Source organism: Rhizobium sp. IBUN (assembly GCF_000510625.1).
Classification (GTDB): Bacteria; Pseudomonadota; Alphaproteobacteria; order Rhizobiales; family Rhizobiaceae; genus Rhizobium; species Rhizobium altiplani.
This window is the reverse complement of sequence record NZ_AZNV01000029.1, coordinates 1-15,409: the sequence shown is the minus strand read 5'-3', so window position 1 is coordinate 15,409 and position 15,409 is coordinate 1. Positions and strand designations below refer to the sequence as shown.

Annotated in this window: 13 protein-coding genes and 2 pseudogenes; 7 read left to right on the top strand and 8 right to left on the bottom strand. The window is 58.1% G+C overall.

All coding sequences use genetic code 11. The features are described 5' to 3' along the window. Positions 1-34 precede the first annotated feature (34 nt). Entirely contained in the window at positions 35-1,213 is a 1,179-nt protein-coding gene (locus tag RHIBUN_RS0122980; RefSeq protein WP_025661327.1) for an iron-containing alcohol dehydrogenase, read from the top strand. A gap of 26 nt (positions 1,214-1,239) precedes the next feature. On the opposite strand, the gene RHIBUN_RS0122975 is transcribed toward RHIBUN_RS0122980, so the two are convergent. The 4 genes from RHIBUN_RS0122975 to RHIBUN_RS0122960 all read right to left on the bottom strand — a co-directional run bounded on the left by RHIBUN_RS0122975 (position 1,240) and on the right by RHIBUN_RS0122960 (position 6,036). Then, a complete protein-coding gene (locus RHIBUN_RS0122975) occupies positions 1,240-1,917 on the bottom strand; it encodes a GntR family transcriptional regulator (RefSeq protein ID WP_025661326.1) in 678 nt (225 codons plus the stop codon). A gap of 56 nt (positions 1,918-1,973) precedes the next feature. Continuing rightward, positions 1,974-3,578 carry a GMC family oxidoreductase N-terminal domain-containing protein gene (locus tag RHIBUN_RS0122970; RefSeq protein WP_025661325.1) on the bottom strand — a complete coding sequence of 535 codons (1,605 nt, stop codon included), beginning with the start codon at positions 3,576-3,578 and terminating at the stop codon, positions 1,974-1,976. 73 nt (positions 3,579-3,651) lie between these two features. Next, a complete protein-coding gene (gabD, locus tag RHIBUN_RS0122965; RefSeq protein WP_025661324.1) occupies positions 3,652-5,103 on the bottom strand; it encodes an NADP-dependent succinate-semialdehyde dehydrogenase in 1,452 nt (483 codons plus the stop codon). A gap of 57 nt (positions 5,104-5,160) precedes the next feature. After that, the gene (locus RHIBUN_RS0122960) at positions 5,161-6,036 is read right to left on the bottom strand and encodes an SMP-30/gluconolactonase/LRE family protein (protein ID WP_037217392.1); all 876 of its coding nucleotides are present in this window, start codon (positions 6,034-6,036) and stop codon (positions 5,161-5,163) included. Positions 6,037-6,464: 428 nt separating this feature from the next. Between RHIBUN_RS0122960 and RHIBUN_RS34820 the strand changes: the two genes are divergently transcribed. Both RHIBUN_RS34820 and RHIBUN_RS0122950 read left to right on the top strand, forming a co-directional pair. Next, entirely contained in the window at positions 6,465-7,487 is a 1,023-nt protein-coding gene (locus RHIBUN_RS34820) for a DUF4432 family protein (protein WP_025661322.1), read from the top strand. After that, complete coding sequence (locus RHIBUN_RS0122950) at positions 7,474-8,250, top strand: SDR family NAD(P)-dependent oxidoreductase (protein ID WP_025661321.1); 777 nt, start codon at positions 7,474-7,476, stop codon at positions 8,248-8,250. Before RHIBUN_RS34820 ends, RHIBUN_RS0122950 begins: the two co-directional genes overlap by 14 nt. Before the next feature lie 139 nt (positions 8,251-8,389). Here the strand turns inward: RHIBUN_RS0122950 and RHIBUN_RS0122945 are convergent, their stop codons facing one another. Both RHIBUN_RS0122945 and RHIBUN_RS0122930 read right to left on the bottom strand, forming a co-directional pair. After that, a complete protein-coding gene (locus RHIBUN_RS0122945; RefSeq protein WP_025661320.1) occupies positions 8,390-9,802 on the bottom strand; it encodes an FAD-binding oxidoreductase in 1,413 nt (470 codons plus the stop codon). Between the two features lie 829 nt (positions 9,803-10,631). Then, positions 10,632-11,534: a LysR family transcriptional regulator gene (locus RHIBUN_RS0122930; RefSeq protein WP_025661318.1), complete on the bottom strand. Its 903-nt coding sequence runs from the start codon at positions 11,532-11,534 to the stop codon at positions 10,632-10,634. Positions 11,535-11,782: 248 nt separating this feature from the next. Between RHIBUN_RS0122930 and RHIBUN_RS0122925 the strand changes: the two genes are divergently transcribed. The 4 genes and pseudogenes from RHIBUN_RS0122925 to RHIBUN_RS33750 form a co-directional block, all read left to right on the top strand. Then, complete coding sequence (locus RHIBUN_RS0122925) at positions 11,783-12,478, top strand: type 1 glutamine amidotransferase domain-containing protein (RefSeq protein WP_025661317.1); 696 nt, start codon at positions 11,783-11,785, stop codon at positions 12,476-12,478. An 83-nt stretch (positions 12,479-12,561) separates the two neighbouring features. After that, the gene (locus RHIBUN_RS0122920) at positions 12,562-13,401 is read left to right on the top strand and encodes a type 1 glutamine amidotransferase domain-containing protein (protein WP_025661316.1); all 840 of its coding nucleotides are present in this window, start codon (positions 12,562-12,564) and stop codon (positions 13,399-13,401) included. Between the two features lie 122 nt (positions 13,402-13,523). Then, positions 13,524-13,820 (top strand): putative quinol monooxygenase, encoded by a 297-nt coding sequence (locus RHIBUN_RS0122915; protein WP_025661315.1) that lies wholly within the window; start codon positions 13,524-13,526, stop codon positions 13,818-13,820. A 69-nt stretch (positions 13,821-13,889) separates the two neighbouring features. Further along, positions 13,890-14,473 (top strand): annotated as a pseudogene (locus RHIBUN_RS33750) (IS630 family transposase); the annotation flags it as partial. Positions 14,474-14,890: 417 nt separating this feature from the next. Here the strand turns inward: RHIBUN_RS33750 and RHIBUN_RS0122895 are convergent. Both RHIBUN_RS0122895 and RHIBUN_RS37435 read right to left on the bottom strand, forming a co-directional pair. Continuing rightward, positions 14,891-15,214 (bottom strand): hypothetical protein, encoded by a 324-nt coding sequence (locus RHIBUN_RS0122895; protein WP_025661313.1) that lies wholly within the window; start codon positions 15,212-15,214, stop codon positions 14,891-14,893. A gap of 18 nt (positions 15,215-15,232) precedes the next feature. After that, positions 15,233-15,409 (bottom strand): annotated as a pseudogene (locus RHIBUN_RS37435) (LysR family transcriptional regulator); the annotation flags it as partial.

Sequence of the window (15,409 nt, the reverse complement as noted above, 5' to 3'; positions counted from 1 at the left end):
CGCCTTCTCGTTCCCTTCTAATCACGAGACTCCAATGCAAGACCCATTGAGCTATCAGGTGGCGCTGTCAACGCGCCTTCGCTTCGGCCCCGGCGCAAGCGATACGCTGGCGCAGGAGGCGGCGCTCCTAGGCGGTAATGCCTTCGTTCTGTTGGATCCCTTCCTCAAGTCGTCCGCGCTCGAAGGCGCACTCGTCGCCAGCCTTTCTGCAGCAGGCGTGCGGACGAACTTGTGGCACGAGATCGTGCCTAACCCACGTGCTGCAACTTGCAACAGTGCTGCGGCCAAGGCGCGCGACCTTGGTGTCGATCTGGTGATTGCCATCGGCGGCGGATCGACAATCGATGCCGCGAAAGCCGTATCACTTGGTATCACTAACGGTGGTGACGTCTGGGATTTCACGAGCCGGCGAAACGCGCAGGTTCGTGTTCCGGAAAAACGCGGCCTGCCACTCATTGCAGTGCCGACCAATGCGGGCACCGGTGCCGAAATAACCCCATTCGCCGTCTTATCTAGCCCGGAACGCAAGCTCAAGGCGACGATTATCCATCCTTTCTGCTACCCGGACGTGGCGCTGGTGGATCCGAATCTGCACTTAACCAAACCGCGGCGCCTGACGGCCTCGACGGGCATCGATACCTTCCTACACGCTTTCGAAGGTTTCATCGGCACTCGGCCAAACGGCTGGACGGACGTCTTCTCGATCCGAGCCATGGAATTGGTCGCGGCCCATCTACCCACAGCCTGCGACAACCCCGATGATCTTAGTGCTCGCGTGAGTATGGCTGAGGCCTGTTACATGGCAGGCATTACGCTCGGAAACATCGGCGTCGGCATCCCGCATGCTCTCGGCCAGGCGATGGGTGCGCTCAAGGACACTCCGCATGGAGAGAGTTGTGCAGCGTGCTTGGTGCCGACCGTGCGCTGGACACTTCCCGTGGCTGAAGAACGCCTTGCCCGCGTATCGGCTATCTTTGATCCCAGCTGCGCCGGGAGACCGGTCGCCGATGCATCGCAAATGCTTCCAAGTATTCTGGAAACCTTCATGAACTCAATTGGATTGACCGGTGGCTTTGAGCAGCTCGGACTTTCGCGCGATGAAATCGAACCTCTAATTGACATTGCGACAACAAACTACGGACAGGATGTCGGCTGCTCGCGCCGAGCAGCCGGCCACGAGGATCTAAGGCAGATTGTCCTTAACAGCCTCTAGTCAGGGCGGTAGCAGAGGGCGAAATGTCAGTCCGACTTCGCCCTCTGCTGTTCGAGCCAGCCAATAAGCGCATTGCCCCATGCAATATCAGCCTGTAGCGCAGCACGCGCCCCCGCCGCGTCGCCGTTCCTGAGCGCGGCCAACAAGTCGTAATGTTTATGAGAACCACTCGTCAGGTCACGTACAGGCATGGTCTTGTGGAACGTTCTGAGCAACGGCCCCATAAGAACCCACATGTTCTCCACTGTGGCATACACAAGGGGCATACGTGCGGCCGCAACGACGGCAAAATGTATCTGCCGATTAAGAAGGGCGGCTTCTTCGGGATCAACCGCCGCGGCATTACGAAACTTCTCTTGCAAGATCTCCAATTCAGCCAGCTCCTTGGGCGTGATTCGGCTGGCCGCTAACGCGGCAGACTCACCCTCCATGAAATGCCGAATAAATTGAATCTCCCGCAATTCGTCGGGTGCGATATCGCGAACGTGGATGGCCGTCGCGGCTTTCATTTCGAGCGCATGCTCGCTGACCAGCCGGAAAATCGCCTCGCGTACGGGGGTGATGGAAACCCCAAGTTCGGATGCCAGCCCGCTGATGCGTAGACGTTCACCGGGTTCGTAGCGGCCATCCATCAAGGTGTTGCGAATGACAGCGTAAACCTGCTCTGAAAGATTGCCGTTCTCAAGCTTCGCCAGACTCGCCATGTACCCTTCCACGATTTCCTAAAGCCACATATCACTGCACCAAGCCTTGCTTGCCATCAAGCATTGCTCGGCTGCAGCGGCATGATTCCTCGTATCATATCTGATGCCTTCTCGCCGATCATAATCGCCGGTGCATTGGTATTTCCCGAGATCAACGTAGGCATGATGGAATTATCTACAACCCTGAGATTTCGTACTCCATGCACTCGCAGCTCGGGGTCAACCACTGCCATCTCGTCTTGACCCATGCGGCAGGTTCCGACCGGATGGTAGACGGTTTTTCCCTTGGAGCGGATATAGGAGCGCAAGGTATCTTCATCGACGGCGTTGGATCCCGGGAATGCCTCCTGTCGCTCGACAAAATGTGAGAAGGCCGGCTGGGCAAGAATTTTTCGAGCGAACTCCAGACCCTTTATTGACAGCCGCATGTCGTCGGGGTGCGACAAATACTTGGGATCGATGACCGGATCGTCCGCCGGGTTCGTCGAGCGTAGGCGAACTTCACCACGACTCTGTGGCCGCAACACGCAGGGATTGACGGTCGCGCCCGCACGCTTGATCGGCACCTGGTCGCTGTCCATGAAAACGATCGGCACGAAATGAAGCTGGATGTTTGGTTCCTCTTCGAGATCGTCCACATTCACGAATGCGCAGGCCTCCGTCACGTTCGACATCACCGGACCTGACTTGAAGAGCAGATACTGGAGTCCGTTCTTGGCGGACTTCATAAGCGTATCTTCACCGAAATAGCCGTAAGGTCCTGTGCAATACCGAATGGCGGGAAATTCGAGGTGATCCTGGAGGTTTCTTCCGACGCCTTCCAATCGGTGCTGGACGGCGATGCCGTGCCTCTTAAGCTCCCCTTCGGGCCCAACGCCGGAGAGCATCAAGAGCTTTGGCGTCTGAATGGCGCCCCCAGAGAGGATAACCTCGCGCTCAGCCATTACTGTGTACAGCTTGTTGTTTTGGCGATACTCCACACCGACCGCGCGATCTCCCTCGAATAGCACCCGCGTTGCCAGGCAACCGGTCCTAATCTCCAGATTTCCCGTCTTTAGCGCCGGACGCAGATAGGCGACCGCCGCGCTGCAACGCCGCCCATTTCGGGTCGTCGTCTGATTGTAGCCGACGCCGCGTTGCCGGGCGCCGTTGAAATCGGAGCTATAGGGGATACCAGCTTCTTGCGCACTTCGTACGAAGGCGCGTGTCAAGTCCGTAATCTGGCGAAGATCGGACACGCCAAGCGGTCCTCCCGTGCCGTGGTAGGCATCGGCGAACCGATCGTTGTCCTCTGCGCGTCGGAAGTAAGGCAATACCTCCGCGTAGGACCAGCCAATGGCCCCAAGTTTTGCCCATGTGTCGTAGTCGCCTCGCTGGCCCCGAATGTAGATCGTGGCGTTGACGGAGCCGCCGCCTCCTAAAACGGCACCTTGAGGCATGATCGGCGTACGACCATCCAACCCGTCCTGCCTCTCGGTCTTGTAGTGATACAAAAGCTTGGAATCCAGGAGTTTCACGAAACCCGCCGGAATATGAATGAGCGGGTTTCGGTCCGGCGGGCCCGCTTCCAGTACCACCACCTTGCCAACGTCGGCCTCGGCGAGGCGGCCAGCCAACGCGCTTCCCGCAGACCCACCACCGACAATTACATAATCCGCCACCGCATTCCTCCCACGGGCTATCACGTGCCAATCGCAGCGCGGGGCCAGCCCGCGCCCTTGAACCAAAGTCATATCAAGCGACGCCGCCGAGGCAGACGTATTTGATCTCGAGAAAATCATCGATGCCGTATTTGGATCCTTCTCGGCCGAGACCCGATGACTTCATGCCACCGAAAGGTGCTTCGGCTGTCGAGATCAGCCCGGTATTGACACCGACCATTCCGTATTCCAGCGCCTCCGCTACCCGGAACACGCGGGCGAGATCCTTTGCGTAGAAATAGGATGCTAGACCGAACTCCGTGTCGTTCGCCTGGAAGATCACATCGGCTTCATCCGTGAAGCGAAAGAGCGGCGCTACTGGACCGAAGGTCTCCTCCGTGGCCACCGCCATTTCTTTTGTCACGTCGGCGAGCACGGTCGCTTGGTAGAAGGTTCCGCCAAGAGAGTGCGGCTTCCCGCCCTGGAGAACTGTAGCGCCTTTGGAAACCGCGTCGGAGACATGTTCCTCTACCTTCTCCAGTGCCGCGTCATCGATGAGCGGCCCAAGGACAACGCCTTCGTCAAAACCGTTGCCCGTCTTCAGGCCACCAACCGCTTTCGCGAGCTTGTCTGCAAAAACTTCGTAGACGGCTTCCTGCACATAGAAACGGTTGGCGCACACGCAGGTCTGGCCATTGTTGCGGAATTTGGCGATCAACGCACCCTCTACCGCAGCATCCAGATCCGCATCGTCAAAGACGATGAAGGGTGCGTTGCCACCAAGCTCAAGCCCAAGTTTCTTGATCGTTGGAGCGGATTGTCGGTAAAGCTCGGCCCCTACTTCCGTCGATCCGGTGAAGGTCAACTTGCGTACGACAGGGTTTGCGGTCATTTCGGCGCCTATTTCACGGGCGGAACCAGTGACAACCGAGAAGAGGCCCGCCGGAAAACCGGCGCGTTCGCCCAGCACAGCAAGCGCGATGGCCGAGTATGGGGTTTGCCCCGCGGGCTTCAAAACCATGGCGCAGCCAGCGGCGAAGGCTGGGGCCGCCTTGCGAGTAATCATCGCGTTGGGAAAGTTCCACGGCGTGACGGCCGCAACGACGCCGATCGGTTGCTTCATCACCAGGATACGCTTGTCTTTCTGGTGACCCGGAACAATGTCGCCATAGATGCGGCGGGCCTCCTCGGCAAACCATTCAATGAAGCTCGCGCCATACGCGATTTCGCCCTTGGCTTCAGCAAGCGGTTTGCCTTGCTCTGCGGTAAGGATGCGGCCGAGATCGTCCTGGTTGGCAATCATCAGCTCGAACCATTTGCGCAACACGCTGGCGCGTTCCTTCGCGGTACGGCCCGCCCATTCTTTCTGGACGGCTTCTGCAGCGGAAATCGCCGCCTTTGTTTCTGCGGCACCTAGCTTCGGCACATGACCGATCACCTCACCCGTGGCAGGGTTGGTAACGGCGATGCCCGCGCGATTCGCCTCAATCCATTTGCCGGCCACATACGCGGCCTGCCGAAACAATGTTGGATCTTTCAATTGCATTGGATAAATCTCCAGTAATCCTACGCTTTAGTCGTTTTCAAGCTGCCTCGAGGCGGGTCATCCCGCATAACGATGTTCGGCCAGGCCCTTTGCTCCGGTACCGTCAATCACGAGGAGGCCACCCGCCCAAGGCGATGTTTCAACTACATCGTCAGAGGTCGGACGCATCATCGTCGTGGCATACAACCTGTCCAAATTGCGCCCTCCGAACATAACGCTCGTTACGCTCAGCACGGGCATTTCGATCGTCAGTAGCCGTTCTCCAGTGGGTGAAAAGCGGTGCAGCTTTCCCTTGAAAACGCCCGCACTCCAGACGCAGCCTTCCGCATCGACCGTTGCCCCATCGGGAAGCCCGTCCTGCGGTCCGAATGTTGCGAAGGTGCGCTTGCCGCTGACACCTCCCGTGTCAAGATCGTAGTCGTAGGCAAAAATTGTGTGGGCACGACTGTCTGAAAAGTAGAATATCCTCCCATCAGGGCTCCAGCAGGGCCCGTTCGAAACCGTGATGTCGCTAGCCAGCACGCGAATTGTGCCCTCCTCGTCGAGGCTGTAGAGTGCTGCGTCGTCATGCGCTTCCGTGACGTTCAGGCTTCCAGCGATAAAGCGCCCGCGAGCGTCAACTTTGCCGTCGTTCATTCGCACCTGCGCGCTTGCATGATCAACGAGCGCCAATGGCGCGGTTTGGCCCGTCCTGAAATCTAGGGTATGGAACCCATCCGCCAGAGAGAGCACCGCGCCGCCCTCGCGGCGTAGCGCCAGCGAACCTATATTCTGCGGGACGGTCCACTCACGGAAGTCGCTCCCGTCCTCGTCGCACGAGAGAACTCGATTTCCGAGGGAATCGATCCAGTAAATACGCTCACTGCCCACATCCCAGAGCGGGCTTTCCCCGAGGATCGTTCGTCCGTCTACCAGCAACTTTATATCGATCACAATTACACTCCTCAAAGGCAGCAGAAGATGGGCTCCGATCGCAGCGATCAGCGAACCGTCCCAGCGTCGCAGGAAGCACGCCTGCTGCCGGTTCTTTACCGATGCCGGGCAGGTTTTCAGAGGCAAGACAACTGAAGACGACGTTCACCGGTGGATGACGCCCACCTGAAAGTTGATCGAGTACCCAAATCATCGGCACTTTCCGCGAAGATTGGTAACTCTAGACTCGTGCTGCGTGACTCCATCAACCTTGAAGGTAAGGCAAGTTTCGCGGACGCTGCGGCTTCAGACATGGTCAGACCTTCATATTGTCATTAGATTATACATCATATATCATGGATTCTTACGACGTAATCAACCCAAAATCTAGGCCGTCGGACCGAGTTAAGAAAACAAAGAGCTAAGTTGATCAAAATGAGGAGGACGGGGTGAACCCAGACTACGCTGATAGAATTGCAGACATTTCTCAGGTTGCCGATGTTGCCCTTTACGGGGCTGAAGATGGCGTCGCGCGAGGAGCGAGATTTTTGATCGGACGCACGCTGTCGGGTCTCAATTTCAGAATTGCCGTCGATCGCGGGTTCGATCTTGCCGATTTTGATTTCCGTGGCATCTCGCTCGGTTGGCGGGGGACACAGGGCTTCCCCGCTCCCGCCCTGCACGCGCCAGACGGCGAAGACGGGCTGGCATTCGTGCGTGCCTTTTCAGGATTTCTGATAACCTGCGGCTGGGATCATTACGGCCCGGCGCGAACGGGACCACAGGATCACTTTGCTTATGCCTTGAAGACGGAGGCGAAGTATCCCCTGCACGGCCGTGCAACCTTCATCCCGGCCTCAAATATCTCATACGGCGTAGATCTCGATGCGGCAGACGGGCCGTGCGTCTTTGCCGAAGCCATTCTACGGCAGACCGCTATGTTCGGCGAGCAGATTGAGGTGCGGCGACGTTATACCTTCGGTATCGAGCAGCCTGTCGTCCATCTCACCGACCGCGTCAGCAACATAGGCCGCAAGCGAACGCCACATCGAGTTCTCTATCATGTCAATCTCGGCTATCCCCTCGTGGACGACGGCACGATCATTAGCGGGCTTCCGGTGGATCCGCGTATGCCTGCCATCTGCCAGCCACTCGAGTTGGAAGGTACTGAGCAGTTCCGGGTGATAAACCGATCGGAATGTGACGACACCATTACCTTGCATCAACCTCGCCTGGAAGGAGGCCTCACTTTTGGGCTCGCAATGCGCTCTTCCAATTTTTCGCATGTGATTGAGTGGTACAATCGCTACCCTGGCATGAACGTCATCGGCATCGAACCTGCCTCCGCAGCAATGCCGGCCGTTTCCACGGCTCCGTTCGAGCCCGACGCGTGGCTCGAACCGGGGTCATCCGAGACCTATCGCCTGGAGTTCCGAATTGGCGCAGCAGGAGTTGTTAATGGTATCGCTTGATGGGAAGGTCTGCATCGTCACCGGGGCTGCCCAAGGAATTGGCGCGGCAATTCTTAGAACGTTTGCCAGGGCAGGAGCAACGGTTGTCGGCTGCGACATCGACGTCGCGCGAGGTCAGAGGATAGTGGACGACCTGACGACGGAAGGCGCGCGGGCGCTCTTTATCGTCTGCGACGTAGGTTCCGGCGAGGCAGTGCAAACCGTGGTACGACGAACGGTAGAGCATTTTGGCGGAATCGATGTCGTCGTCAACAATGCAGCCATCCTGCCGGATCCCGCGCTGCCGATCACGGATTTTCCCGAGGCAGACTGGATGCGAATCATCGACGTCAATCTGGGGAGCGTGTTTCGCATGTGTTCTGCCACTATTCCCCATCTCACTGCGCGCGGTGGAGGTACGGTGATTAGCCTTGCTTCCATCCATCATGAACAATCCTTTGCAGGCCTTTCCCCCTATGCGGCATCGAAGGGAGCAATCGTGTCACTCACCCGGCAGCTCGCGGCCGAATATGGAGAGAAGAATATCCGCTTCAACACGATATCCCCCGGCGCGATACTCACTCGAATGACAGACCAAGTGATGGAGAGCGATCCGAGCGGCGAACTTGCCCGAAGATTTGCGCACATGCATCTGCTCGAGCGGATCGGATCAGTCGATGAAGTCGCCGCGACGGCGCTGTTTCTGGCTTCTCAAGGAGCGGCCTTCATTACCGGTCAGGACATCCTCGTTGACGGCGGAATTTCACGCGCAACGAGATTGTAGGTTAATTCAGCAAGCCTGGCATCCGCTGGAAGCCAGGCTTCCCCCTCCAATTTCACAAAGCTTCAAACTCGTTTGCAGTAAAGCCACGGCTTCCGGCTCGTTCAGCGACGATGCGTTGCCAACGCTCGAGATCTGATCGCTACCGATCGCCGAACAAAACCCCAGGATTCATCCGCCCATCCGGGTCTATCGCGCGCTTCACGGCGTTCATTAGTTTACGTTGAACGGGTTGGACCCCCGCTAAGAAGTCATCGCGCTTTTCACGACCGATTCCATGTTCCGCGCTTATACTGCCCTGATAGGTGGCAAGAACATGATTAACGACCTTTTTTGCGGCACTTATCGACGAGGTGCGCTTCTCATCTGAGCACCCTGCTGGCGGCAGGACATTGAGGTGCACGTTGCCGTCCCCTACGTGCCCGTACGAAATGGCCATGCAATCGGGCAGCGTTTCTTTCAGCTGCTTTTCTGCTTTATCGACGAAATCCGCGAGGTCAGAAAGAGGAACCGAGACATCCGTTCGCAGATGACGCCCTCGCTTGACTTGCCCTTCGACCATTCCTTCGCGAAAACTCCAAAGGGTACGGGTCTGGATTTCCGAGGATGCAATCACGCCATCAAGAATGAGTTCCCTTTCAAGGCCAAGTTCCAGAAATTGCTGAATGAGAGCGGCGGTATCCACGAGGCCGGAGCCACTGATCTCCAACAGCACGTAAGCGTCGTATTTGGAGGACATTGGCATCACCAGATTGGGCATTGCTTCTTGGGCCAAGGTGAATGCTGTCGGCGGCATGAATTCGAAGGCCGTCATGAGATCGCAGCATTCGCGGCGTGCAAGACGGTACAAGGCAACCGCATCTGCGAGAGATTTCACCGCGAGCAGGGCTGTTTCCCGCCGCGTCGGCTGCGGGGTCAGCTTGAGGGTCGCGGCTGTAATGATCCCCAAAGTACCTTCCGCGCCGATGAAAAGTTGTTTCAAATCGATTCCACGATTGTCTTTCCGGAGGCTCGACAAAGCGCTCCAAATCTGTCCGTCCGGTAGGACGACCTCAAGACCGAGCACCAGGTCGCGCGTCATTCCGTAGCGAAGCACGTTGATGCCGCCCGCGTTCGTGCTGACGTTGCCGCCAATTTGGCAACTGCCTTGAGCTCCCAATGCCAATGGGAAGAACAAGCCCTCCGCCGCCGCGCGGTCCTTCACGTCGGAAAGAATGCAACCTCCCTCCACGGTCATTGAGAAATCATCCGTGCTTACCTGCCGGATTTTGTTCAGCCGCTCGAGACTTATCACGACCTGATCGGGAGCTTGCGCTAACCCACCGAATACCAGTCCCGTGTTTCCACCGTGGGGAACGATGCTAAGACTGAGTTCACCGCACGCTATGACGGCTTTGGCAACGTCATCTGTTGATCGCGGACGTAATACGGCAAGCGCACTGCCTTCTGCGTCGCGGTGCCAGTCATGAAGATACTTTGACTTCCCCGCCTCGTCCCAAATGACAAGATCGGTACCTAGTATATTAATCAAGTGTTCAAGGGCGGTGGTTGTCATCGAACCAGTTCCAACTTTTTAAAAGGACCATCAGAGAACTTTCGCGCGATAGCCAGACGCCAGAGCCGAACGGCGACCGACTTGCCCGACGGCCCCGGAACACTTGATCCAAGACCCCTCCGGGCAGCAAGCCAGTCTTCAGCGCGCGCGCAGGAATATCAACGAATCGCTTGCGGTCAGACTGCGTGAATTTTCCTTCACCCGCCGCCCCATCGGCCAGCGAAGTCGCCGGTAGCGCAGATTGTTTCGGATGCTTGCGGCCATGATATTTGCGCTACTCGGTTTGCCTACGGGAGGATGCAGACATACAAGACAAAAAGCTCAATGTAATCCATCCACTGAGCCTCGCGAGGCTCAAGATCGACTATGGATGTGCCATGGGCTCCAAACAATTGCAAACACCCGATAGACGTTAGCAAAAGCAATCTCCTCTGTTGCTCGCAACGGGCAAGCATGAGGGAGTGTAGACAGAGCAACTTTCGATCGCGTCGTCCCTGCAGGCCCATGCTCTGAGCGTCAAGCGGTTGCTCAGCCATCAGACAATCCGCGATCTATTTCAAAGATCAGGCGTCCAAACGCTTGCTCGAAATGGCGCGGTCCCAGACACCATATTATTATTCGCTTTGTTGCCGAGATAAACATCGTTACCGTCGGAACCCTTTGATTTGTAGATAATAGGGGGTGCTTGTCGTACATCGTAACGATAGGCAGAGCAGTCGAGCCAGCAGAGCCTGTTGCGAATCTGCGCTTGGCGCAGCTCTTTGGTAGCTAGCCGAAGAAGCGGGATTTGCCGCCTCGCACTGCAGAGCGTTGCGGACGGCGACAGCCACTAACGGTCTCTGGCGAGGAAATCGATGAGCGTCCGTGTCGCTGTCGAGAGACGGCGGTGTGGCGCGAAGATCAACGAAAAAGGCCGGGACCGGCCGCGTGCGTGCCCCAGTACATCGACAAGGCGCCCCTGTTCGATACGGTCCCGCGCGATAAAGTCGTAGATCTGGCAAATGCCAAGACCGTTTTCGGCCAGCGACACCACACCCAGCACGTCGTCGAAAACCCGGATGCGGCCGGCCGGCGTCCAGTCCACATCGCGGCCGTCGACACGAAACAGCCATGGAGCGCAACGGCCTGTGCTCGGCATCACGAAAGGCAGGCACTCATGTTTCGCCAGCTCTTCCACATGCCTCGGGATGCCAGCCCGTTCGAGATAATGCGGGGCGGCGACCAGACGCAACGGCGCATCTTCCAGTTTACGCGCCACCAGCCCGCTATCGGGCAAGGGACCTAGGCGGATCGCCAGGTCGTAACCTTCTGCTACAAGATCGACATTGCGGTTGGTGATGCTCAATTCGATGTGGACTTCCGGGTAGGCCTGCGTGAAGCTGTCCAGCATCGCGGGCAGCCGGTAATGGCCGTAGGTCGTTGGCACGCTGATGCGGACATGGCCCGTCAGCGACGCGCCAGTCGGCCCCTGAATCGCTCGTTCCGCATCGTCGATCATCGAAAATGCGGCGCGTGCCTGTTCGAGGTAAGCGCGGCCTTCATCCGTCAGACTTAAACGCCGGGTAGTCCGGCGCATCAGTTGCGCGCCAAGCCGGGTTTCAAGACGGGTGATCGCCCTGCTGAGGACCGACGGCGTCGTCGAAAGCGCAACCGCCCCCTCGGTCATCGAGCCTTTTTCGGCAACGGTGACGAACGCCTCCACGTCGCCAAGATGATCAAACCTCCGCCCCATTTTGGCCCCTTGCGAATAAATCCGTTTTCTCCCAAGCAGGTTTACCCCCGATTTTGGCATCAATAAAGTGTTTCAGGCACCGCTTCTAAGGCGGACTACCAGCTGTCGCACAGCGTGCTGTTCACCGCCATTCTGTCCTCGTGCGAACAAATGAATTCCTCGGCGGCCCATTTATCCGCCCTTCGAGCTTTAATACATTCACATCATCGAATGCGACCCAACGTCATCCCCGATTGCAGGAGCAGATCATGACAAGCGCAACTCAGGACATCAAACCGGTTCTCTTCGTCCTCACCAGCCATGGCGTCAAAGGTGATGAAACCGGCGAACCCACAGGCTTCTACCTCGGCGAAGTCACCCATCCCCTCGCTGTGCTCGATGCCGCCGGCATCCCGGTCGAGTTCGCCTCGATCGATGGCGCCGAGCCGCCCGTCGACGGTCTCGACCTCAATGACGCGACCAATGCCCGCTACTGGAACAGCGAAGGCTTCCGCCACGCCGTTCGCAACACTTCGCGCCTTTCCGACGTCGATCCGAAAAACTACGCCGCCATCTTCTTCGCCGGCGGTCACGGCGCCATGTGGGACTTCCCGATAAGTCCGGCCGTCAACAACGTCGCCCGCGATATCTACGAGGCGGGCGGTGTCGTCGCCGCCGTCTGCCACGGCCCCGCCGCACTGGTCAACATCACCCTGAGCAATGGCGCGTATCTTGTCGCCGGCAAGAATGTCGCCGCCTTCACCGATGACGAGGAGCGGGCCGTCAAGCTGGACAGGGTTGTTCCCTTCCTGCTTGCCAGCACCCTTTCTGCCCGCGGCGCGCACCACCATCCGGCCGCCGACTGGACGGCCAAGGTCGTCGTCGACGGAAGGCTCGTCACCGGTCAGAATCCGCAATCTGCCACTGGCGTCGGCGAGGCGCTCCGCGACCTGCTGACCGCATAACCGAATACCCCGCATCACTCATGACAGATCATCCGCCATCTCTGCCCGTGCGGTTTGGGATTGGCCTTCGCATGGAGAAAAACATGAAACCCGTCCGTACTCTCGCTCTCTCGCTTGCTCTTGGAACAAGCACCTTCAGCGCTCAGGCCGCCAATGTCCTGGTCGTCCTTTCCGATTCCGATCATCTCGACCTAAAGGACGGCAAGGTTTTCGAGACCGGCTTCTATCTCAACGAGTTGATGCAGCCGGTAAAGGCGCTGACCGAGGCCGGCCACGACATCACGTTTGCGACCCCGAAGGGTACGGCGCCGACGCTGGACAAATCCTCCGTGGACAAGATGTACTTCGGCGGCGACGAGGCCGCGATGCAGGAAAGCATCGCTTTGCTCGACAAGCTCAAACTGACCTCGGAGAAGGCCTCGCCGGTCGTCAGCCTCGCCCGCGTAGAGCATATCGGCTACGATCATTTCGATGCCGTCTATGTGCCGGGCGGTCATGCTCCGATGCAGGATCTTCTCGTCAGCCCGGAACTGGGCAAGCTGCTCGCCGACTTCCATGCGAATGGCAAGACGACCGCGCTTGCCTGCCACGGCCCGATCGCGCTCCTCTCGACCCTGCCCGATGTGACGGCCTTCACCACGAAGCTGGAGACAAGCGGTTCGGCCAAGGCCGGAGGCTGGATCTATGCGGGCTACAAGATGACCGTCATCAGCAATCAGGAAGAGGAAATCGCCAAGGGCCTGCTTAGTGGCGGCGAGATGAAGTTCTATCCACAGACGGCATTGCAGGCGGCAGGAGGCGATTTCGTCAGCAATGACTCGCCGTGGTCATCCAACGTGGTGACCGACCGTGAGCTCATAACCGGCCAGAATCCTGGTTCCGCCCCGGCCATTGCCGCGGAGCTGCTCAAGCGCCTGAAATAAACCAGCCAGACAATTGGCCAGCGCCGCTCCCTGATCGGGAACGCCTCGGCTTCCTTCCCCAATTCAGCAGCTTGACCGGTGTTCCAGATTGCAAGCTGTGACCAGCCTGACAGGACAGACAAATGACTAGCAGCATCAAGGTCGTGGCACGTGTCATGATCACCCCCGGCAGGGAAGAGGCCTTCGAAAAGCATGCGGCGGAACTGTCCATCGCGACGCGTGCCGAAGAGGGGTGCCTCTCCTATCATCTCCATCGGAACCTCAACCAGACGGGCGTGTACGTCTTTGTCGAGGAATGGGCCTCCCGCCAAATCTGGGAACGGCACATGTCCGGCGAAGCCATCCGCGTCTTCAACGCGCATCTGCCGCCGGGGACGATCGCCCACATCGAAATCCATCCCCTCGAACAAATCGCCTAGACGGCGGAAGGGTATAACAATGACCAAAATGAACATCGGAATAATCGGCACGGGTTTCATTGGACACCGGTAATGGGTCTTTACATGTCGCGTCCGGACCGGGCGGTCGTGGTTTGTGTGGATGAGAAGTCGCAAAGCTAGGCCTCGGATCGCGAGCAGGCTGAGCTGCCCATGGCACCGGGCGTCGCCGAACGGCGCACCCATACCTATGTCCGCAACGGCACGACATCGCTGTTCGCCGCGCTCGACATGGAGCGGTCATCGGTCATTGCTACAAGCGTCACCGGGCCACTGAACTCCTCGACTTCTTGAAGCGGATCGACGCCGAAATGTCCGATGGGCCGGACGTGCATTTGGTGATGCACAACTATGCGACCCGCAAGACGCCGAGAATCAAGGCCTGGCGCGCGCCGCCCACACTAGCATGTTCATTTCACGCCAACGTCGGCATCCTGGATCATCAGGTCGAGCGGTGGTTCGCAGAGCTGATGCGAAAGCAGTTGCAGCGCGGCGTACACCGTTCCACTGCAGAACTGGAAGCTGACATCGACGCCTTCATCGAAACCCACTACGAGAACCCCACCCCATACAAGTGGGTTAAATCCGCCGACCAAATCCTCGCCTCGGTCAAGGATCCTGCCAGAAGACAATGAACCGAACTTGAGATTCAGGTGACTAGCCGGAAGTGTTCCTCGGTCTCGAACGGATACGAACCCACGACCTGCTTATTAGACCCTCTAAGTAGCTGAAATCTCGATTTCTCGTCGGGGCGTAAGGCGTTGTCGCGGAAAAAAGCTCAAGCAAGAGGCGGTTGGACTGCCCCACGTTTCCGCGTCGGCTGGCGAAACGGTATCATTCGGCCGTGCCAGGTGCCTTTCTCGCAAGCATAGAAGCCGATATAGTCCTGCCCTTGGAACACGTCCGGTTGGCACCCGCAGGTTGACAGGTGCCGATCGGCGGCTGATCCATCGGCGTGGGGCTAGTAATCCGTGATCTTGAGAAAGAGATCTTCACCATCGTCGTCGTCTTCGCCGTACCAGCTCGATGTGTCGATCCGGGCACTAGCGTTTTCAAACATCAATCTCGGCGGTGTCAACCTGAAGCGCTGCGACTGCAGCATCCGTCATCCCAACTTGAATGCCAAACTTAACGCGCTGCCGGCGGGTCGGCCGTCCATCCGGTGTCTCGACCACGAACCAGCTGGAAGCCTTGACTTCATCGTCAGCTGCAAGAGTCGAGAGGGTATGACCGATCAATTCGCGAATTCCGGTCGAAAACTGCGACAGGCGAAGAGGATTGTCGAGCGCCTTGTAGGCCATCAGCGAGCCTTTGGGCACCTCCCTGGAGAACTCATCGAGAAGCATGGCGTTCAGGAACTCGCTGAGACGTTCCAATTCGGATGGTTGTGATTGTCAGCCGCGCCTTGCCAGCGACCGTGCAATGTCGACGATATCATCACGGCCAGCGGTTGGATCTTCTTTGTTCCAGGCGATGCCAAGCCCGATCCGGAAGTCGATCCCGCTTACCTTCTTCAGTTCAAAGCCGCGATTGGGAAGATCAAGCGTCCATTCCGGGGCAAAGCCGATGCC